General features: G+C 59.5%; 15 protein-coding genes and 1 pseudogene. 12 read left to right on the top strand and 4 right to left on the bottom strand.

The window, feature by feature from the left end; translation table 11 throughout:
• The first annotated feature begins 92 nt into the window (after positions 1 to 92).
• From FFS64_RS07015 to FFS64_RS06995, 5 genes are all read left to right on the top strand, one after another.
• Entirely contained in the window at positions 93 to 467 is a 375-nt protein-coding gene (locus FFS64_RS07015) for a GtrA family protein (protein WP_137804756.1), read from the top strand.
• On the top strand, positions 464 to 1,405 hold the full coding sequence (locus FFS64_RS07010; RefSeq protein ID WP_137804755.1) for a glycosyltransferase family 2 protein: 942 nt from the start codon (positions 464 to 466) through the stop codon (positions 1,403 to 1,405). Before FFS64_RS07015 ends, FFS64_RS07010 begins: the two co-directional genes overlap by 4 nt.
• A 1-nt stretch (position 1,406) precedes the next feature.
• Positions 1,407 to 2,915 (top strand): glucosyltransferase domain-containing protein, encoded by a 1,509-nt coding sequence (locus FFS64_RS07005; protein ID WP_137804754.1) that lies wholly within the window; start codon positions 1,407 to 1,409, stop codon positions 2,913 to 2,915.
• 150 nt (positions 2,916 to 3,065) lie between these two features.
• Positions 3,066 to 3,452 (top strand): GtrA family protein, encoded by a 387-nt coding sequence (locus FFS64_RS07000; RefSeq protein WP_137804753.1) that lies wholly within the window; start codon positions 3,066 to 3,068, stop codon positions 3,450 to 3,452.
• Between the two features lie 20 nt (positions 3,453 to 3,472).
• Positions 3,473 to 5,008, top strand: coding sequence for a glycosyltransferase family 39 protein (locus FFS64_RS06995; RefSeq protein ID WP_137804752.1), 1,536 nt, complete (start codon positions 3,473 to 3,475; stop codon positions 5,006 to 5,008).
• Positions 5,009 to 5,043: 35 nt separating this feature from the next.
• Here the strand turns inward: FFS64_RS06995 and FFS64_RS06990 are convergent, their stop codons facing one another.
• Both FFS64_RS06990 and FFS64_RS06985 read right to left on the bottom strand, forming a co-directional pair.
• Entirely contained in the window at positions 5,044 to 6,663 is a 1,620-nt protein-coding gene (locus FFS64_RS06990; RefSeq protein ID WP_137804751.1) for an FMN-binding glutamate synthase family protein, read from the bottom strand.
• A gap of 79 nt (positions 6,664 to 6,742) precedes the next feature.
• On the bottom strand, positions 6,743 to 7,543 hold the full coding sequence (locus FFS64_RS06985) for a LuxR C-terminal-related transcriptional regulator (RefSeq protein ID WP_137804750.1): 801 nt from the start codon (positions 7,541 to 7,543) through the stop codon (positions 6,743 to 6,745).
• Positions 7,544 to 7,662: 119 nt separating this feature from the next.
• Between FFS64_RS06985 and FFS64_RS06980 the strand changes: the two genes are divergently transcribed.
• From FFS64_RS06980 to FFS64_RS06960, 6 genes and pseudogenes are all read left to right on the top strand, one after another.
• A complete protein-coding gene (locus FFS64_RS06980; protein WP_137804749.1) occupies positions 7,663 to 8,484 on the top strand; it encodes a carbon-nitrogen hydrolase family protein in 822 nt (273 codons plus the stop codon).
• 115 nt (positions 8,485 to 8,599) lie between these two features.
• Positions 8,600 to 8,917 (top strand): annotated as a pseudogene (locus FFS64_RS06975) (amino acid permease); the annotation flags it as partial.
• Positions 8,918 to 8,921: 4 nt separating this feature from the next.
• Positions 8,922 to 9,053, top strand: coding sequence for a hypothetical protein (locus tag FFS64_RS31625; RefSeq protein WP_256660415.1), 132 nt, complete (start codon positions 8,922 to 8,924; stop codon positions 9,051 to 9,053).
• Between the two features lie 77 nt (positions 9,054 to 9,130).
• Entirely contained in the window at positions 9,131 to 9,565 is a 435-nt protein-coding gene (locus FFS64_RS06970; protein ID WP_137804748.1) for an NUDIX domain-containing protein, read from the top strand.
• 22 nt (positions 9,566 to 9,587) lie between these two features.
• Positions 9,588 to 10,226 (top strand): LysE family translocator, encoded by a 639-nt coding sequence (locus FFS64_RS06965; RefSeq protein ID WP_137804747.1) that lies wholly within the window; start codon positions 9,588 to 9,590, stop codon positions 10,224 to 10,226.
• Positions 10,227 to 10,228: 2 nt separating this feature from the next.
• Entirely contained in the window at positions 10,229 to 10,726 is a 498-nt protein-coding gene (locus FFS64_RS06960; protein ID WP_137804746.1) for a GNAT family N-acetyltransferase, read from the top strand.
• Between the two features lie 58 nt (positions 10,727 to 10,784).
• Here FFS64_RS06960 and metR read toward each other — a convergent pair whose 3' ends face one another.
• Positions 10,785 to 11,702, bottom strand: coding sequence for a transcriptional regulator MetR (gene metR, locus FFS64_RS06955; RefSeq protein ID WP_095197155.1), 918 nt, complete (start codon positions 11,700 to 11,702; stop codon positions 10,785 to 10,787).
• 110 nt (positions 11,703 to 11,812) lie between these two features.
• On the opposite strand from metR, the gene metE reads away from it, so the two are divergent.
• Positions 11,813 to 14,125, top strand: a complete 2,313-nt coding sequence (metE, locus tag FFS64_RS06950; RefSeq protein WP_137804745.1) for a 5-methyltetrahydropteroyltriglutamate--homocysteine S-methyltransferase — start codon at positions 11,813 to 11,815, stop codon at positions 14,123 to 14,125.
• A gap of 119 nt (positions 14,126 to 14,244) precedes the next feature.
• Here the strand turns inward: metE and FFS64_RS06945 are convergent, their stop codons facing one another.
• Positions 14,245 to 19,824 (bottom strand): dermonecrotic toxin domain-containing protein, encoded by a 5,580-nt coding sequence (locus FFS64_RS06945; protein ID WP_137804744.1) that lies wholly within the window; start codon positions 19,822 to 19,824, stop codon positions 14,245 to 14,247.
• Positions 19,825 to 19,882 lie beyond the last annotated feature (58 nt).

The raw sequence follows: 19,882 nt of genomic DNA, 5'->3' as shown, positions 1-19,882 counted from the left end.
TCTGAAAGGTGCTCCTACCTGCGATTTCTGACAGTAGACGAGCTCAAATATTTATGGGGAAGTACAACGTCGTCCAGCACAGGATTGTCAGTATGAGACGGTTGTGGAGGGGCTTTTCCAGTTACACGGTGATCGGGGTTGCCAACACCCTTATTCACTGGCAGATCTTTTTCCTGCTGAGCGTCGCAGCAGGCCTGCGACAGGCTGTCAGCAATCTGGCGGCGTTTTGCGTTGCCGCCTCGTTTTCCTTCTACATGAATGCGCTCTACACCTTTGACAGCAAGGCGTCGGTCGGAGGCTATCTGTTGTTCATGGCGGCGATGGGGGCGTTGAGCTATGGCGTCGGCCATGCCGGTGACTTGTGGCGGTTGCACGGTTTGCTGACCGTGGCGTTGTTTTCGGCGTTGAGCCTGGTATTGGGTTTCCTGTTTTCCAAGTACGTGGTCTTTCGCGAGCGTAATTCATGAAAATCTCGCTCATCGTTCCGGTGTTCAACGAAGAACAGGCAATCGATGTGTTTTATCAGGCCGTGCGGCGTGAGCTGAAACTCGACGATGGCGACGTGGAAATCGTCTTCATCAACGACGGCAGCACAGACCTTACGGCAGAGCGCGCCACGGCCCTGGCGCAAGCGGACGATCAGGTCATGCTGATCAATTTTTCCCGCAACTTCGGCAAGGAGCCGGCGCTGTTTGCCGGTCTGGAGTACGCCACCGGCGACGCGGTGATTCCGATGGATGTCGACCTGCAGGACCCGATCAGCGTGATCCCGCGGCTGATCGAGCAATGGCGCAACGGTGCGGATGTGGTGCTGGCGAAACGCAAGGACCGTCATGCCGACAGCTATCTGAAACGCCACAGCGCCTCGTTGTTCTACCACCTGTTGAATCGCATTTCCTATACCCGGATCGAAGAAAACGTCGGGGACTTCCGCCTGATGGATCGCAAGGTGGTCGATGTGATCCGAACCCTGCCCGAGCATCAATTGTTCATGAAAGGCGTGTTGTCCTGGGCCGGGTTCAACACTGTCGTGGTGGAGTACGAACGAGCCCGGCGCGTTGCGGGGAAAAGCAAATTCAACGTCTGGAAACTGTGGAACCTGGCGCTGGAAGGCGTGACGTCATTCAGCACCGTGCCGTTGCGCTTGTGGACCTATGTCGGTGGCGGGATCTCGATCTTCGCCGTGCTGTATGCGGTGTACATGGTGCTGGACAAGATTCTCAACGGCAACAGCGTTCCCGGTTACCCCTCGCTGATGACCGCCATTCTGTTTCTCGGCGGCGTGCAACTGATCGGGATCGGCATTCTGGGGGAGTACATCGGCCGGATTTACATAGAGGCCAAGCACCGGCCGCGCTATGTGGTCAAAGACATTGTCGGTGGCAAACCGCGGCGTGAGTCTTAGCATGGGCAGGTTCAGCGATTTTTTCGTCAAGGAGATGGGACGTCGCCAGGTCTGGCTGTTTTTTCTGCTCGCGACCTTTGTGTATGTCGTGCCGCTGATCCTCGCGGACTACTTCTACATCGACGACAACTGGCGCTCGCTCTCGGCCGGCATGGCCTGGGCGGAGCAGGGGCGGTTGTTCACCCAGTTGTTCTACAACGCGCTGACCTTTACCGATGCAGCGCCGAATATCTTTCCGTTGCCGTTGTTGATCGCCATCGTGGCCATGTCCTCGGCATTGACCAGCCTGACGTTTCATTACTTTCGTCAGCCGACCATCGCTTGCGCCCTGGTGCTGTTGCCGCTCTGGTACAACCCGTTCTTCCTGCAAAACCTGTCCTACCAATACGATGGCGCGCCCATGGCTTTGAGCCTGGTGGCGGTGATCTACGCCATTACGTTTCGGCATCCTTCGCGCAACGTGCAATGGCTGGTGCCTTCGTTTCTGATTGCGCTGGCACTGGGGCTGTATCAGATCAGTCTGAATGTGTTTCTCGGGCTGTGCTGTCTGGAGTTGCTCAGGGCTGCCGAGGAAAAAATGCCCTGGTCTCAGTGGGGCGCCTTGATCGGCTGGAAGCTTGCCCAGGTGCTGCTGGGGTGGCTGATTTACTGCGCGACGGCCTATCCGTTCCTGGGTCAGAATCGTACGTTGCTGCTCAATTGGTCGGCGCAGCCCCTGCTGCAAATCGACGTCAATATCACCCGGGTGCTGGAAAAAGTCATGCTGCTGTTTCATGGCGGATTGATCTGGGTGTTCGCCGTGTTGCTGTTTTGCGCCATTGCCGGGGCGGCTCTGTTGGGAAAGAACATCGTCGAGCGCAAGGAGAGCGTGCCGAAGCGGTTGTCGATCGGCCTGCTGTGTCTGCTGACAGTACCGCTGGTGTTGCTGTTGGTGTCGGGTGTGGCGTTGATCTTTCGCGACTTCAACGAAGGCGCCCGGACCCTGATGGGATTTGCGGTGCTGCTGGTGCTGCTGTTCTATTTGAGCCATCTGGCGCTGGCGTCGGTGCATGAACGATTGCCGCTGCTGTTGCTGGTGCCGCTGTTGGCGATGTTGTCGCTGTCGTTTGCCTACGGCCGGGTGCTGACCGTGCAGAAGACCTTCGCCACCAGCGCGCTCTTCAGTCTTGAACGCGACATCAGCAGCCATCGGGCCTTGCGCGAAGCCAAGCGTATTTACATGTCAGTGACCTATTCCGATCACTGGTTGCTGGGGGCCGCCGGTTCGTTCAAGCAGCTGCCGGTACTGCACTACCTGCTGAACATCGACTTCTACATGCTGGCGGAAAACCTGCCCAAGGTGGGCATCACCAACGTGGTCGCGGAGCGGGAGCGGCGCAATGCGACGCGGGTGGGGTATCAGAACTTTTCGCCGCTGGTGGAGAGCCCCTACTACCGGATTTACCTCTTGGGTGATTACGGTTTCATCGTCATGAAAGAACCGGCCCCGATCAAATCGCTTCGTTGGTGAAGCGCAGCATTTCGACCCTAACGACTGCGCATTGATAGAAAGGTCATTCGTCAGAATGATGAATAGCCTGGTATTTGTGACAGTAGACGCAAGCTGATACGTGGTTCTAGTTTGAAGGCGCCTGAAACAGGAGCGTTTTAAGGAGCCGGCATGAATGCACGATGGAAAAAATTCGGTAGTTACGCGGCCGTCGGAGTCATCAATACGCTAGTTCATTGGCAGATTTTTTTTGTGCTCTTCACTGCTGCGCAGCTCAGCCAAGCTGTCATCAACTTGGCAGCATTTTGCGTTGCCGCCTCTTTTTCTTTCTACATGAATGCACTCTTTACGTTTGATAGACGGACTTCATTGTTCCGCTATCTGCTGTTTTTAAGCTTCATGGCTTTATTGAGTTTTGCCGCGGGGCATGCTGCTGATGTCTGGCGATTGCACGGGTGGGTGACCGTTGCATCATTTTCATTGCTCAGCCTGTTTTGCGGCTTTTTTTTCTCGTTGTTTGTCGTGTTCAAGGACATCGTCAATAGCGCTGACGAGTGACTTTCGCTGAAGAGGATCGTATGAATGCGACGGAACGCCTGACCGATGTACAAGTGAGACTGCGGTACCTGTCCTTTTATCGACTGGATGTCCTCGCCCTGATCACGCTGGCCCTGCTCGTACGATTCCACGGCATTTCCATACCGGTGGTCTGGTATGACGAAGCTTATAGCCTGTTGCTGAGCGAACGTTCTCCAACCCTGATCTGGTCCATTACGGCAGATGATATTCATCCCCCACTTTATTACGTGGTTCTTCATTACTGGACGATGATGTTCGGCAACAGTGCGCTGTCTGCACGGAGCCTGAGTGCGCTGGCGGATGTCGGAACGTTGTTGCTCTGCATCAAATTGATGAGCCTGATCGCCACTCGCAGGGCGGCCTGCATCGCTGGCGTTTTGTTGGTGTTACTGCCGATTTCGGTACGCTACAGTCAGGAAGCGCGCATGTACGCCATGCTCGGTTTCTGGTTGATGGCGGCCACGGTTGCGCTGGTGTGCTGGAGCCGGCAACCGAAGCGCAAGCGTTACCCGGTGATCTATGCATTGCTGATGACCGCCGCTTTTTATACCCACTATTTAGCGGCGCTATGTGTGTTGGTGCATTGGCTGTATTGGTCGGGACTGGGGTGTGGCGAATCCGCGTTGTTGCCCCTCCGGAAATGGCTGATGGCCAATGCTGCGATTGTTGTGCTGTATTCGCCATGGCTGCCACATTTCATTCATCAGGCATGGAACAGGAGAGGGCTCGAATGGATAACGCCTACTACGTGGGACATGTTGCCGGGGCTCTTCTCGCAATTCACGGTGATGATATCGGCGTCGGATGGCGGTTTAGGGTGGGCACTGAGTATCTCGGTGTTGATGATTGTCTGTGGCGTGATGGCGTTGCGGCAGGGCGGCAATGATCGGCGCTCCCGCACCCTGCTGGTCTGTTACTTCTACTTGCCCGTTATAACGGTGTTTTTCTTGTCATGGGCGGTCCCCGTCTTTCTTTACAGATATCTGGTGTTTGCCGCGGTAGGTTTGCCCATGGTTGTCGCGCTCGTGCTGGATCGATTGGCCCTGAAGCACGGGGTCTTTGCGTTTGTCTGCCTGTGCGTTTGCATCGCGGGAGAGACGCACGGATTGTTGAGGGTGTATGCGCAGGAGGATGGATTGAATGGAACATTCGGTCGAGCAACGAGGCTGGACAGTCTGGCGGAAGGTGTGAATCGTCTGGCAGAGGCGGGCGACGAAATCGTCGTTAATTATTTGTACTGGTATTTGCCGTACAGTTACTACAACACCACTGGTATCCAGCCCCGGCTCTATAACGCCACTTTGCCTGGCGGCACAGGGAATGGCCCGGCTTACGGTGGTGAGCTACTTGTTCCTCTGCGTGCGTTCATCAAGGATATATCCACGGTAAAATTAAACTCTCAAAGAGTCTGGTGGGTCGCTCCCAAGTCCTTGGCTGAAGACATCCATACTTTTCCCCGGCAGTGGAGACTCGCGCAGGTGCTGACGTCAGGGCAAATGGAGGCACGCCTGTTTATTCTGGATGGCGAGCGCTGAAGTCATCCCTGACCTTCAACGCCGAAGTATTAAGGTTATGCCGCTGCCACTTCGTTGGGCTCAAAACTGTCCGCCCGCGCCATCTGCCACATCCGCGAGTAGAACTCGCCATTCACTTCCCCGGTCAGCAACTCCCCAGGTTTGAGGAACACATGCAGCTGCGAGAACAGTTTGATCTCGGTCGCCGACATGCGCCGCACCAGGTGCTTGGCCGATAATTGTGACGGGTGTTCAAGGCCGGCGGCCGCCAGCATCTCAGCCAGGCCCTTGAGGGTGTTGCGGTGGAAGTTGTACACGCGCTGGGCCTTGTCCGGCACCACCAGCGCGCGTTGGCGCAGGGTGTCCTGGGTGGCGACGCCGGTCGGGCATTTGTTGGTGTGGCAGCTCTGCGACTGAATGCAGCCGATGGCGAACATGAAGCCCCGCGCCGAGTTGGCCCAGTCGGCACCGATGGCCAGGACGCTGGCGATGTCGAAGGCGCTGACGATCTTGCCGCTGGCGCCGAGTTTGATCTTGTCCCGCAGATTCAGGCCCACCAGGGTGTTGTGCACGAACAGCAACCCTTCGCGCATCGGCACGCCGATGTGGTCGGTGAACTCAACGGGCGCGGCACCGGTGCCGCCTTCCTTGCCGTCGATCACGATGAAGTCCGGGAGGATGCCGGTTTCCAGCATGGCCTTGGCGATACCCATGAATTCCCACGGATGACCGAGGCAGAACTTGAAACCCACCGGTTTGCCGCCGGACAGCTCACGCAGCTGCTGGATGAAATACATCATTTCGATCGGCGTGGAAAACGCGCTGTGCCGCGACGGCGAAATGCAGTCTTCGCCCATGTTGATGCCGCGGGTGTCGGCGATTTCCTGGGTGACCTTGTGCTTGGGCAGGATCCCGCCATGGCCAGGTTTGGCGCCCTGGCTCATCTTGATTTCAATCATCCGCACTTGCGGGGTTTGTGCTTGCGCGGCGAAGCGTTCCGGGTCGAAGCGGCCGTCGGCGGTGCGGCAGCCGAAATAGCCGCTGCCCAGTTCCCAGGTCAGGTCGCCACCGTGTTCCCGGTGATAGGGGCTGATGCTGCCTTCGCCGGTGTCGTGGGCGAAGTTGCCGAGTTTGGCGCCCTGGTTCAACGCACGGATGGCGTTGGCGCTGAGCGAGCCGAAGCTCATGGCCGAGATGTTGAACACCGAAGCGGAATACGGCTGGGTGCATTGCGGACCGCCGACCGTGACCCGGAAACCGCTGGGGTCACTCAGGGGCGCCGGACGCATGGAGTGGCCGATGAATTCGAAGCCCGACTGATACACGTCGATCAAGGTACCGAAGGGCTTGTCGGCGCTTTCGTTCTTGGCCCGGGAATAGACCAGCGAGCGCTGGGCCCGGGAAAAGGGCAAGGCATCGCTATCCGACTCGAGCAGGTACTGGCGGATCTCCGGGCGAATGCCTTCGACCAGATAGCGGATATTGCCCAGGATCGGGTAATTGCGCCGCACCGCGTGGGGGCTTTGCAGCAAGTCACCAATGCCGATCAGGCTGAGGATGCCGGTGACGGCGGTGATCGGCCACAGCCAGTCGTGTTCCAGAAAGGGCAGGCTGGCGAGGGTGAATATCACGCAGACGGCAAAGAAGGCGTAGCGGCTCAGGAGTGACAGGCTCATACGGTTTCCTTGGGTTCGGACTCGGTTGCAGGGGACATGGAGATCCCACAGTAAAAAGCAAAGATCATTCCCCAGGATTTCAGGCATTTTGTGCCTGGAGAAAAATCGAAAACAGCTCGGACTGGGACTTGATCCCCAGCTTGCTGTACATGTGTTTCTTATGGACTTTCACGGTTTCTATCGAGATTTCCAGTTTGCGCGCGATCTCCTTGCTGGAGCAGCCACTGAGCATCAGGCGCCCGACATCCAGCTCCCGGGCGGTCAATTGCGCGCCCTTGAGTTGCTGCACCGAGGCTTCCAGCTGCACCCGCCAATCGCCTTGTAGCGGGGCAGGCGCCAAGGCCACCACTTCGTTGATCTCGTAGGGCAGGCGCTGGCGCAGCAGGCCCAGCACCCACGGCGCAATCAGCGACAGCAAGGCAATCTGCGAGGCGCTGAAGCGCTGCTTGCTGCCCAGGGACAGGCACAGCGTGCGGTCGCCTTCGAGCTGACAATTAAACTGGATTTCGTCGGCCACGACATTCACACGAAAGTATCGTTGATAGTACTCGGTGAGTTCGAAATGCTCCGGCGCCACTTCCGATAAACGATACAAACCCGTGCGCGACTGCTCGCGGCAGGCGATGTAGAACGGATCGAGCAGGTACAGCCCGCGCAGGTAATCCTGGAACAACTGGTCGGGGCTGCCGTCGATGCCCGGGCATTCAGCGAACACTTGCGGGTGTTTATCGGCGCTGAACAGCAGCGCGACCCAGCTGTCGCAGGGCACGTATTGATCCAGCAGACGCACGAGTTGCGTCCAGAAGTTGGGCCTGTCCAGGGCGTCGATCAGTTGCCCCACCGAACGGTGCCAGGCGATGTCGTCCAACGAGAGTGTCATGTATCTACCCCTATCGTGTTACCCCAGCGGCGTGATTTCCGGGCCGCCCGCTTGCTGCGCATACTGGCGCACAGACAGCGACCGGGCAATCTTTCCGGCGTTCAGAACAAGGACTACCCATGAAAGTCGAACTCGCCCAATTGGCGGGCCGTGACAACGACACGGCCTACAACCTCGAACGCGCCGTGGGGGCCATCAATGCCTGCGCCGCCGATACGCAACTGATCATGTTTCCGGAAAGCCACTTGATGGGTTTCCCGTCGGCCGAGTCCGTGGCCGAGGTCGCCGAACCGCTGGGCGGCCCGACCGTCAGCGCGATTGTCAGCGCCGCCCGTGAACGCAACATCGCCGTGGTCATCGGTACTGCCGAGAACGACAGCGGCCGTTTCTATAACACCACGCTGCTGATCACCCCCGAAGGCATCGCGCTGAAGTATCGCAAGACCCACCTGTGGGCGTCGGATCGCGGCGTCTTTGAAGCGGGCGATCGCTACGCCACTTGCCTGTGGAACGGCGTGCGTGTCGGCCTGCTGATTTGCTACGACATCGAATTCCCGGAAACCGCCCGCGCCCTGGCGCAGCTGGGTGCCGAGTTGCTGCTGGTGACCAACGGCAACATGGACCCCTACGGCCCGACCCACCGCACCGCAATCATGGCCCGCGCCCAGGAAAACCAGGCGTTTGCGCTGATGGTCAACCGGGTGGAAGAGGGGGACGGCGGTTTGCTGTTCGCCGGCGGCAGTGCGCTGGTGGATCCGCTGGGCACGCTGTTGTTCGAAGCCGGGCGCGAGGAGGGGCAGTTTGCGGTGGAAATGGACCTGAGCCGGTTGACGGCGGCGCGCCAGGATTATCGGTACCTGGATGATCAGCGGCTGAAGTTGCCCGGTGAATTGATTGAGCATGTCAGTGGATTGCGGGAGTTGATGATTCCCGCACGCTGATCCTGATGGTGTGTTGACCGGGCTGACGCCTTCGCGAGCAGGCTCGCTCCCGCAGGGGATCTTGTGAACCGCACAAATCCAGTGTGGGAGCGAGCCTCGCAGACAACACACCTGTTTGAATCTGTTCGGCATCGCCTGCATGACGCCGATCATTGTGCTCGGCACTTTTGGCATCCTCGCTCAATCCACCGCCGGCATGGTGCCCGCCGCTTACCTGGCGGCGCTGGTGGCGATGTTCTTCACCGCCGTGAGCTATGGGCGCATGGCCTCGGCCTTCCCGGTCTCCGGCTCCGCCTACAGCTATGTGCGCAAGGCCATCAGCCCGAAACTCGGCTTCATCGCCGGTTGGGCAGTGCTGCTCGATTACCTGTTTTTGCCCATGGCAATCTGGCTGATCGGCGCCGCTTACCTGAACTCCGCTTTCCCGGCGGTGGCTGATGGTCAGCCTTGACCACCTGGCGATCTACCTCGGCCTGAGCTGGCTGGCGATAGGCGTGGTGTATCTGGCGGTGTTGACCGGCGGTTTCCGTCGTCAGCCACCGGAGATGGATTTCCAGGAGGCCGCGTAAGTACTGGTGCAGGAGGCCTTTGCTCACCAGCGGAGGACATGTGATCCTTGCCGCTTTTGAGTCAAAGGCCTTTGTTCATGTCGATGTTTGCTGCCCAACCCACCGGATTTATCCACATCGCCGCCGCCCTGTTGATCGGCCCGGACGGTCGAACGCTGCTGGTGCGCAAGCGCGGCACCGAGGCCTTCATGCAACCGGGCGGCAAGATCGAAGCCCATGAACAACCGGCCAACGCACTGGCCCGTGAGCTGCAAGAAGAACTGGGGCTGGTCATCGATCCGGCGCACGCCACCTTCCTCGGCCAGTTCTCGGCACCCGCCGCCAATGAGCCGGGTTATGTGGTGAAAGCCGAGATTTTTCTGCTGGGCATTGACTCAGACGTCACCCCGGCTGCCGAGATCGAAGAGGTGATCTGGATCGATCCGGCCACCGACGGCGACGTCACGCTGGCACCATTGACAAGGGACCTGATCCTGCCGTTTTATCGGGCTTCGCTGATCGCGACTGCCTGATCATTTAAGCAAAGGACCCGCCATGATCCCGCTTCAAGACTTGCTGATTTTCGCCGCCGCCGCGTTGCTGATGGTACTGACGCCGGGGCCGAACATGATCTACCTGATCTCCCGTTCGATCTGCCAGGGCCGCAAGGCCGGCGTGACTTCGTTGCTGGGTGTGGTCGCCGGGTTTTTCGTGCATCTGTTCGCCGCCGCTGCCGGTTTGACCGCGGTGTTCCTGGCGGTGCCGATGGCTTATGAAGTGCTGAAGTGGGCGGGTGCGTTGTACCTGCTATGGCTGGCCTGGCAGGCGGTCAAACCCGGTGCGCGTTCGCCGTTCGAAGCGCAACAGTTGCCGCCGGATTCGTCGCGCAAATTGATCACCATGGGCTTCCTCACCAGCGCCCTGAACCCCAAGATCGCGGTGTTTTACCTGTCTGTATTTCCGCAGTTCATCACCCCCGAACACGGTTCGGTGTTCACCCAAAGCATCGTGCTGGGCCTGACCCAGATCAGCGTCAGTTTCAGTGTCAATCTGCTGATCGCCCTGTTTGCCGCGGGCATTGCTTCGTGGTTCGTCAACAACCCGACCTGGCTGGCGATGCAGCGTTATTTCATGGGGTTCGTATTGTCGGCGTTGGCGCTGCGGCTGATGTTTGAACAACGCCGGATGGCCTGACCATGTGGATTCAGCGACTGGACGCCAGCCATGCCCTGGACTACCGGGCGCTGATGCTTGAAGCCTATGACCGGCATCCGCAGGCATTCACCTCCAGCGTGCGCGAGCGGGCCTCAATGCCGCTCGGTTGGTGGGAATCGCGCCTGACCGGCAAGCTCGATGTGGTGTTCGGCGCGTTCGAGGAGGGCCGGTTGGCGGGCATCGCCGGGCTGGCCTTCGAACCCCGGGAAAAGGCCCGGCACAAGGCAACGCTGTTTGGCATGTACGTGTCCGCCAACGTGCGCCAGCGGGGGCTAGGCCATCAACTGGTGCAGGCGGTTTTGGCCGAAGCGCGCCGGCACCCGGCATTGCGGTTGATCAAGTTGACCGTCACCGCGGGCAACGATGCGGCGTTCAACCTGTACCGACGCAATGGGTTTATCCAGTTCGGCCTGGAACCGATGGCAGTGCGGGTGGGTGAGGAGTATTTCGACAAGATCCACATGTGGCGCGAGATTTAAGGATCACCAGGACCTCTGTGGGAGCGGGCAAGCCCGCTCCCACAGGAGATGTGTTGTTCTAGCGAACGGCGCTAACCCCATCCAGCGTCGAAAACGACGTGTCCTTGGCCGTCAGCAGAAAATCGCGCATGTACGGTGCATCGAGCATGTCAGCCCGGATCGCCGCGTACAGCGTCGCAAACAATCCTTTCTCGCCCAATCGCTTGGCCTTCACGTAGCCCCGTGAGCTGTATTCATGCAGCGCCCAATGGGGCATGCCGCATACGCCGCGTCCGCTGGCCACCAGCTGCATCATCATCACCGTCAGTTCCGAGGTGCGGACCTGGGCCGGTTCGACGTCGGCGGGTTCCAGGAAGCGGGTGAAGATGTCCAGTCGATCACGCTCAACCGGGTAGGTGATCAAGGTCTCGGTGAGCAAGTCTTCCGGAACGATGTACGCCTTGCTCGCCAATCGGTGCTGATTGGCCACGGCGAGCATCGCTTCGTAGGTGAACAACGGCACATAAGTGATCCCGACCAGGTCCACCGGATCGGACGTCACCACCAGGTCCAGATCGCCACGGGCCAGGGCCGGCAGCGGCGCGAAGGAGAAACCCGAGGCCAGGTCCAGTTCGACCTCCGGCCAGGCGTCGCGGAACTGGTCGATGGTTGGCATTAGCCACTGGAAGCAACTGTGGCATTCGATGGCCATGTGCAAGCGCCCGGCAGTACCGCCGGCCAGACGACTGATGTCGCGTTCGGCGGCACGCAGCAGCGGCAGGGTGGCGTCGGCCAGTTGCAGCAGGCGCAAACCGGCACTGGTGAACCGCACCGGTTTGGTCTTGCGCACGAACAGCGGCATCCCCATGCGCTCCTCCAGTTCCTTGAACTGGTGGGACAGCGCCGACTGGGTCAGGTGCAGGCGGTCGGCCGCATCCACCAGGCTATCGGCTTCGCGCAAGGCGTGCAGGGTCTTCAGGTGACGGATTTCAAGCACCGCGGGGCTCCATGAGAAAAACTTGTGATCAACACGAAAAGGTTGAGTTTGTCTCATGTTGCCCTGGCTGTCGACAATAGCGTCATCTTTTACACAGGAGCACATTCGACATGGCCGTGGCACACACCCTGGGTTTCCCGCGCATCGGCGCCGACCGCGAACTGAAAAAAGCCCTTGAATCCTATTGGAAGGGCGACCTCGACCAGAGCGCACTGAAGAGCGTCGGCCGCCAATTGCGCGCCACCCACTGGCAATTGCAGAAAGACGCCGGCATCGACTTGCTGCCGGTCGGCGACTTCGCCTGGTACGACCAGGTGTTGACTCATTCCCTGGCTTTCGGTGTGATCCCTGAGCGTTTCGACAGCACCCGTGACGAGCGCGGCCTGCCGACCCTCGACACCCTGTTCGCCATGGCCCGTGGCGCCACGGCAAGCTGCTGCGGCGGCGAACATGGCCAGGCGCAATATGCCCAGGAGCTGACCAAGTGGTTCGACACTAACTACCACTACCTGGTCCCGGAATTCACCGCTGACCAGCAGTTCAAGCTGAGCTGGGAACAGCTGTTCGATGAAGTTGAAGAAGCCAAGGCTCTCGGCCACAGCATCAAACCCGTCATCATCGGCCCGCTGACTTACCTATGGTTGGGCAAGGCTAAAGGTAACGATTTCGACAAGCTCGACCTGCTGGAGCGCCTGTTGCCGATCTACGGCGAAATCCTCGGTCGCCTCGCCGCCCAGGGCGTTGAATGGGTGCAGATCGATGAGCCGATCCTGACCCTCGACCTGCCGCAGGAATGGAAAAACGCCTTCGAACGCGCGTATCACATCCTGCAGTACTCGCCGCTGAAAAAACTGGTGGCCACTTACTTCAGCGGCCTGCAAGACAACCTCGGCCTGGCCGTCGGCCTGCCGGTGCAAGGTTTGCACATCGACGCCGTGCGCGCGCCGGATCAACTGTTGCATGTGCTGGACCGCTTGCCGATCTACAAGATTCTTTCGGTCGGTCTGGTCAATGGTCGCAACGTCTGGCGCTGCGAGCTGGAGCCCGTGCTTGAACAACTGCGATTCGCCCAGGAGCGCTTTGGCGACAACCTGTGGGTCAGCAGTTCCTGCTCGCTGCTGCACAGCCCGGTGGACCTGGAGCGCGAAGACAAACTCGATCCCGAGTTGAAAAGCTGGCTGGCGTTCGCTGTGCAGAAGTGCGGCGAAATCGCTGTGCTGCGCGATGCCCTCAACGATCCGCAAGCACCGAAAGTACAGGCTGCCTTGGCCGAAAGTCGCGCCATCGCTGCCAGTCGTACGCAATCGCCACGCATTCATAAAGCCGAGGTGCAGGCTCGCATCAATGCCATCGAAGAAACCGACAGCCAACGCCAATCACCGTTCGCCAAACGCATCGAGCAACAGCGAACACGGCTGAAACTGCCGGCGTTTCCGACCACCACCATCGGCTCGTTCCCGCAGACCGGTTCGATCCGTCTGGCGCGTCAGGCGTTCAAGCAGGGCAAGCTGTCCGCCAACGATTATACCGACGCCATGCACCACGAAATCCGCCACGCCGTGCAGGTCCAGGAGCGCCTTGGGCTGGACGTGCTGGTGCACGGTGAAGCCGAACGTAACGACATGGTCGAGTACTTTGCCGAGCAACTGGACGGCTATTTGTTCACCCGTTTCGGCTGGGTGCAGAGCTACGGCTCGCGCTGCGTGAAACCGGCGGTGATCTACGGCGACCTGAGCCGCCCGAAAGCCATGACGGTGGACTGGATCACCTATGCCCAGAGCCAGACCGACAAAATCGTGAAAGGCATGCTCACCGGCCCCGTGACCATGCTGATGTGGTCGTTCCCCCGCGAAGATGTATCGCGCAAAGTCCAGGCGCGGCAGTTGGCGTTGGCCTTGCGTGATGAAGTGGTGGACCTGGAAGCGGCGGGAATCAAGATCGTGCAGATCGATGAAGCCGCGTTCCGCGAAGGCCTGCCGCTGCGTCGCGCGCAGTGGCAGGAATACCTGGACTGGGCAGTGCAAGCCTTCCGCTTGAGCGCCAGCGGTGTGCGTGACGAAACCCAGATCCACACCCACATGTGCTACAGCGAATTCAACGACGTGATCGAGGCTATCGCGGCGATGGACGCCGACGTGATTACCATCGAAACCTCACGCTCGGATATGGAATTGCTGGAGGCCTTCAAGGCGTTCGATTACCCGAACGACATCGGCCCGGGCGTCTACGACATCCACTCGCCACGGGTGCCGGACACGGCCGAGATGGTCAAGTTGATGAGCAAGGCCGTACAGCGCATTCCGGCCGAACGCCTGTGGGTCAACCCCGATTGCGGCTTGAAGACCCGGGCGTGGCCGGAGACCGAAGCAGCATTGGTCAACATGGTCGCAGCAGCCCGCCAGCTGCGCAGCCAGTTGGCGTAAAGCCCCCTCTGCAAGAGCGAGCTTGCTCGCGATGAGACCGTGTCAGTTGATATGGTTGGTGACTGACACACCGCCTTCGCGAGCAGGCTCGCTCCCACATGGATTGCTGGCTGCTCGTATCAGAGGTTTTCGAAATGCGGCAGCGCGGTCGACCTTTTACCGATATCGGCAAAAGGCAGGTCGGCGTTGTCAGCGTGGGTCAGGTAGCGGTGTTCCGGCAATTTCAAGTGGGCTTTCTCGAATTCGCTGAAACGGGGCGCCGCCTTGGAGTAGTGGAAGTGGGCGTACCACAACACCTTTGGATTGGAAGTCAGGTCCCACACTTCGTATTCCTGCATATGATCGAACCGGCCATCCGGGCGTCTGCCGAGTTTTTTGAGCGTACTGGTTTTACGAACCTCGACAACCCTTTGCCTGACGAGGTCGTCCAGCATGCCGTCGGTGGGATTTTTGCTCAGCAGCGATTGACGTGTTCGCATGGCGCGCCCGGTGGCGACCAGTTCGTTGGCCTTGTTGCGCAGCAGTGCAATCACGGCGTTTTGCGGTGAAAGTGCTTCGATGCCGCGAGCGCGATGGGTGAGCTCGTTTGCTTCTTTGAGCATCATGTCTTCCAAGTCGACGGGGAGCATGCCCTGATTGGCGTAGGACTGAACCCTGGTTTTATAGGTGTCTTGCATCGCCAGCTTCTGATGGGCGTCGGTCACCAACGCCGCAACGTCCTTTCGAGGGGAAGCGACCGGCTGTGGTTTGGGGTTTTGCAATCGAAACCTGTTGTTCGCCGTGGGCTCCCAGACCTCCATGTAGCCATCTTGACCGGTTAGTGTGTATTGGCGCAGTTGAGTCGCCGGCTCCCAGTGCTCCACCCCAATCAGCAGTTCGTCGTTTTCGGTGGTAAACACTCTTTTATTGACAGTACCCGCCGTAGCAGGCGGTGGCGGGATGTCGAGTGCCCTGCGTGCTCGCTGGGTCATTTTGTCGAGGCCGTCCAGCAGGAGTGGCACGTTGTCCAGGTAGAAATGCTGCGGATAACTGGTGGTCCAGGCATTCATTGCCCGACGAAATTGATCGTACTGCTCGATGCAGTCTTGAAGAATCCGGTTGCGTTGAGCCTTGGTGATCGTCACTTCCGGCAGGCTGAACTGATTGAACAATGCTCGGTCGAGCTGGACTCTTTTGACTCGCGTCTGGCTTTGAAGAAAGAACCAGGAGACATCTTCGGTGGCGTCAAAGCGTGTCATCGTTTCCATCAAGTTGCCCGTTCTCAAGTTCAGCAGGTTTACCTCACTGAAGCGCTTGTTCAGCATGGCGACTTCGTCGGTCAATTGCGTTTTTTGTGCACGCTCGCTGATGCGCTGATACCAGAGGTTGAGGTCCTGCATGAGGGATTCGACTGTGTCGAACTCCTTCAGCACTTCCAGCCGCAGTTTGCGGATGTCCTCCAGTACACGTAGCCGTTCGGCGAGGGGGGATTGAGGTAACTCATCGAGACTGTCCGTCAGTGCATCGATACGGTCCAACAAGGTCCGGGTCCGATGACTGGAGATGAATACCCGATGCTTGCACCGGTCGGCCACGATCAGAGCGCCATTGCTTTGTATCTTCCTGAGTTCATTCCTCTTGTTACCGTGGGTCAGTGGCAACAGTTCAGACGCTGTCTGAAGGTGTTGCTTGGCCATCTCGATATCGCGGATGCAAGCGGAATCGGATGCCTGCATCAGGCCTGCACGCTGATTCGCAGCCGTGGCTTGATAGGTCTTCAGAGCAGCGTCTGTACGCGCGACCTGTTGATCAAGCTGGCTGCCAAAGTCATCGATCGCCTCGGTCAACGCATGATGACGGCGAAGCGCCCGATCCACCCACCAGCGCGGCAGCCATTCGCGAATGGCGGCGGGCCACAGGGGATCCATTGCATCGGCCAGGTGCCCGAGTACTTGCCCGCCACCAAGGCCACCGCCTTCGAAGGTGCTGCCATAGACACCGAACCAGGTGTCCCATTTGCCTGCTTCGTCCAGGGCGATGGGTTGCTTGTAGGTTTTGCGGCTGTTGCCGGTCAGGCGCCAGTTGCGTGAATCGGTACTCCGTTCGACCTGGAACACGCGACCCTGACGGACAATGAAGTCACCGTCGGCATGCCGGTAGACATTGCGGTAAGTGCCATGGGGCGCCGGTTGCAGCCCGGCCAGTGAAAGAGGCTTTTCGTATTCGTAGCCGGCGAAGCGCGCGGCGACGTGCCGGGCCTGGCGCATGGACGGCGGCTGCAACGCGGCTGCACCGGCGGCAATCGCGCGAAGCTGGCGGGTGCGCGTCAACGTGCGGGCGCCCGAGGCCAGTGAGGTGGTGATGGCCTCCCCCGGCAGCAGGTCCATTGCCGCATCGATCAAGGACAACAGCACTGAGCGAAGCTCGTCCACACCATCGCCCACTTCGCCGCGCAAGAACGCCGCCACCGCCTGGTTGGCCGCGGTCCAGGCATCGTAGAGGGCCACTGCCGTGCCGATAAAGGGCAGCACCCCGAGGGCCATTTTGATGTAAGCGAAGGCACGCGGGCCTTTGAGTGCATAACGTTCCAGGTACAACACATCGTTGGAACGGGATGTACCGCGATGGGCTTCGATCAGTCGACCCCTGTGCGCATTGAGCAAATGCGCTGCCAGTGAAGTCGTGGCCGGCCAGGCCGCTCCGACACCGATCATGGCGTCGAAGTGTTTGAGTTGCGCCTCATTGATCCGGCCTATATGGGCCCGGAAGTCGCCCTGCAACGCACGACCGGCCAGGTAGCGGATCATCGAATCTTGCGCGCACAGATTGAACAGCGCCTTGCGTGCGTCTTCCAGGCTGTCGTATCGGCGCAGGAAGCGGTCGTCAGGGCTGTCCGGCGTGTACAGCAGGGTCACGCCACTGATTTGTTCCTGGATGAACGTCACCCCGGACAGGGTGACACCGCCTTCGTTCGGTGTGTCCTTGCCGCCGACGCTGAGGCAAGCCGGCAGTATGGCTACGCGTTTACCGCCGGCGCGCCAGGCTTCAGGGGTATTGGCGTCGATGGCGATGGTCAGTATCTGCAAATCGGCGAGGCTGATCTGATGTTGCAGGCGTGCAAACTCACCCTGCAACCTGAGCATCTGCTGCCAGGGTTCGATCAGGCATTCGAGACGATGCTCGTTCACGAACACCGATTCGTCCGCCGACCCCAGGAACGCACGGTGGATCTGCTGTTCGTACGCCTTGGGCAGATCCAACTCCGGGAGGGTCTTGCGCAAGTAGATCAGATTGATGCCGTTGAGCAGATTGATACGTTCCTGCGGGGCGGCTGCCGTGACCTCCAGGCGCATAAAGACCAGTCGTTGAGAAAGGGCGTCCTGCTGGACTGAATGGACATTGTCGATGTTGAGCTGGGCCAGTTCCTCAAGCGACATTTTGCTGGTCATGGCACTGGGCACCATGATGGTCGTTTCTACCTTCCCGGTCAGCGTTGGGGAGTAGCGCTTTTCCCACGTCACGGCATCGGGCAGTTCCAGCTGTACATCGAACGGGCCCTTGATGTTGAAGTCTTTGCGCAGCCGGGCTTGCACGTGCCTGCGAGTGAAATCATCCCGTGGTTCAAGGTTGACCGTCAGCAACGCATGACTGCGTTGCATGGACCCGATGTACGCCTGGATCAGGCCCTTGAGTCCGCTGCGTTCGGTCGGTGACAGATTGGCGAGCATGTCCGGAAGACGGGTGGCCAGGGTGGCGCTACGGTCCTGTTCCCGTTCATGCGCCAAGGCCAGGCTTCGGGCGGCATGCACCGGCACCTGCAGGGCGGCCAGTGTTCGCTTGCGCAATGCTTCAAGTAGTTCGGCCGGCTGTGGCTGTTGGTCCGCCCCGGCATTGAGCTGGCGAATCCCGGCGGCCTGGAGTTCGAATGCACTGTTTATCTGATTTAGCGCGTATTGCAGCGGGTCGCCACTGATTTTTTTGAGCTGCAGCGCCAGATGGCTGTCGCTGTCGCCGATCTTGAAAAACTGTCGTTCAAGCTCTCGTCGGTTGGCGAACCGTTGCAAACCGCCCCCGGTCCCGGGCCAGTAAAGCAACACGCTGTGAGGGGATGAGGCATCCAGCAGCACGTCGGCGTGGGTCATCAAAAACGAGCCGTTGAGTTCCTCGGTGTTGACCTTGGGTTGTGTACCGTCCTGTTCGGTCATCATCAGGGTCAGGCTGGCCGCCACCCTGTCGGCACCGGGATCGTCGGGCGTGTCGAGCAGTGCCTTGAGCAGGTTGGATTCTTCATCGGTGAGTTGCTTGAGGGCCAGTTGCAGCCCTGCTTCGGCCTGCAGTCCATCCTTGTGGGCCTGGTGCAGCGCTGTGAATTCCCGATTCAAGGTGATGAGGTCCAGCGAGCGCTCTCGATAGAGCATCGTGGAAGCGGCCTTGTCGGCGGCTTGCTCGGCGTCTTCCAGGTTTACTTGCAGATCCTTGAGCGATTTCAGGTGATCGTTTTGGCCTGCCTCGCGCCGTAGCGTTTCGAGTGCCTCGCACTGCTCATGCAGGGCTGTCTGACGTAGGGGCCAGGGTATATCGGCATACAGATTGCCGAACAAGGACTGTTCGTCGTGGGTATCCAAAGCGGTGTCGATTTGCGGCTGTTCCATCGCTGGCGGTGAGGCGAACACCGGGCTTTGGCTGCGCTTTCGGTCAAAGCTGTCCGAGTCCACGAGGGCCCTGGCACCCTGTTCGGCAAGTTCAGGTTTTGCCGCTGAACCGTTGCGCAAGGTATCGAGCTGGGCCATTTGCTGATGGGCCAGCAGGTCAGTCATACCCGTCGACAGTGGCAGGGTTCGGGGGCTGTATTGAAAAGCGATGTCAGCGTCGGGCAGTCCGCTGGGGACGAGAGCCTGTTGCGTCAGCCAGGTCTGCATGTCACTGCGCTGGGCGAAGGCTTGCAGCGCCAACGGGCGGCACGGCAGGTACAACAGTTGTTCGACCGGTGCTTTATCGCCGACGCTGATGACCCAAGCCTCGGGAAGCTTCACGCGAGCGTTGTTGCTCAGCTCCAGCTCAAGCTGTTCGCATTGAACAGTCTGGTTATCCAGGCGTATGCCCGTCGCGGGAGCATCCATCAGCAACAGCAGCGGTTTGAGTTGTCTGGCGCTCAGGGTGCGTTGGGCGAAGGCCCTTTGAGCCGTTGCTTCCAGATGATCGAGGTACAACTGGCCGGCCCGTTCACGGCGCGACATCGCAGTGCCGGGTGCGCGTGCATCCCAGTAGGCATCCCATCGTTCGGTCATGGCTTGCTCCACCCCTAGCGACTTGAGGCGCGTGAGCAGTTGCAGCGGTGTGAGGGGGAAGAGGGCGTGGCTCGAGGTCAGGCCCGTGACGCGACAGCGCTGGTCCAGCGTGTTCTCCAGCTCAGGGTGCTGGAAGACAAAAGCCAGGGCATCGGTGAGCAGAATGAACCGTTCGGCATGCTCGTCGGTGGCGAAAAATTGCAGACCCACCGCGTGGCCGTCCAGATCCAATTGCTGTTTCAACAGACGCTCGAGCGTATCGCGGGTAGCCGGTACGCCGGCAAACAGTTCACGCAAACCCTCGCTGCTCTCGCGCCAACGGGCGGTAGCGCTGAGCATCAAGCTGTCGTCGTTGTTTTCTCGCAGATTCCAGGAGGCCGGCAGGTCGATGACGGCGGGGAGTGGGTGGTCGAATAAACGTTTATCGGTCATGGGTCATGGCTCGGTAAAAGGGAGCGGAGAGTCCGCTCCTTGAACGAGCCATTTAAGG

Source organism: Pseudomonas sp. G(2018) (assembly GCF_005502415.1).
Lineage (GTDB): Bacteria > Pseudomonadota > Gammaproteobacteria > Pseudomonadales > Pseudomonadaceae > Aquipseudomonas.
This window is presented reverse-complemented; position numbering and strand designations above follow the sequence as displayed.

What these genes read in the sequence shown, in the direction of transcription:
- FFS64_RS06965 (WP_137804747.1), top strand. Translation starts at nt 9,588, where the DNA reads ATGATCCCGCTTCAAGACTTGCTGATTTTCGCCGCCGCCGCGTTGCTG.
- FFS64_RS07005 (WP_137804754.1), top strand. Translation starts at nt 1,407, where the DNA reads ATGGGCAGGTTCAGCGATTTTTTCGTCAAGGAGATGGGACGTCGCCAG.
- FFS64_RS06995 (WP_137804752.1), top strand. Translation starts at nt 3,473, where the DNA reads ATGAATGCGACGGAACGCCTGACCGATGTACAAGTGAGACTGCGGTAC.
- FFS64_RS06960 (WP_137804746.1), top strand. Translation starts at nt 10,229, where the DNA reads ATGTGGATTCAGCGACTGGACGCCAGCCATGCCCTGGACTACCGGGCG.
- FFS64_RS06990 (WP_137804751.1), bottom strand. Translation starts at nt 6,663, where the DNA reads ATGAGCCTGTCACTCCTGAGCCGCTACGCCTTCTTTGCCGTCTGCGTG.
- FFS64_RS07015 (WP_137804756.1), top strand. Translation starts at nt 93, where the DNA reads ATGAGACGGTTGTGGAGGGGCTTTTCCAGTTACACGGTGATCGGGGTT.
- FFS64_RS06970 (WP_137804748.1), top strand. Translation starts at nt 9,131, where the DNA reads ATGTCGATGTTTGCTGCCCAACCCACCGGATTTATCCACATCGCCGCC.
- FFS64_RS06980 (WP_137804749.1), top strand. Translation starts at nt 7,663, where the DNA reads ATGAAAGTCGAACTCGCCCAATTGGCGGGCCGTGACAACGACACGGCC.
- metE (WP_137804745.1), top strand. Translation starts at nt 11,813, where the DNA reads ATGGCCGTGGCACACACCCTGGGTTTCCCGCGCATCGGCGCCGACCGC.
- FFS64_RS06945 (WP_137804744.1), bottom strand. Translation starts at nt 19,824, where the DNA reads ATGACCGATAAACGTTTATTCGACCACCCACTCCCCGCCGTCATCGAC.
- FFS64_RS07010 (WP_137804755.1), top strand. Translation starts at nt 464, where the DNA reads ATGAAAATCTCGCTCATCGTTCCGGTGTTCAACGAAGAACAGGCAATC.
- FFS64_RS06985 (WP_137804750.1), bottom strand. Translation starts at nt 7,543, where the DNA reads ATGACACTCTCGTTGGACGACATCGCCTGGCACCGTTCGGTGGGGCAA.
- FFS64_RS31625 (WP_256660415.1), top strand. Translation starts at nt 8,922, where the DNA reads ATGGTCAGCCTTGACCACCTGGCGATCTACCTCGGCCTGAGCTGGCTG.
- FFS64_RS07000 (WP_137804753.1), top strand. Translation starts at nt 3,066, where the DNA reads ATGAATGCACGATGGAAAAAATTCGGTAGTTACGCGGCCGTCGGAGTC.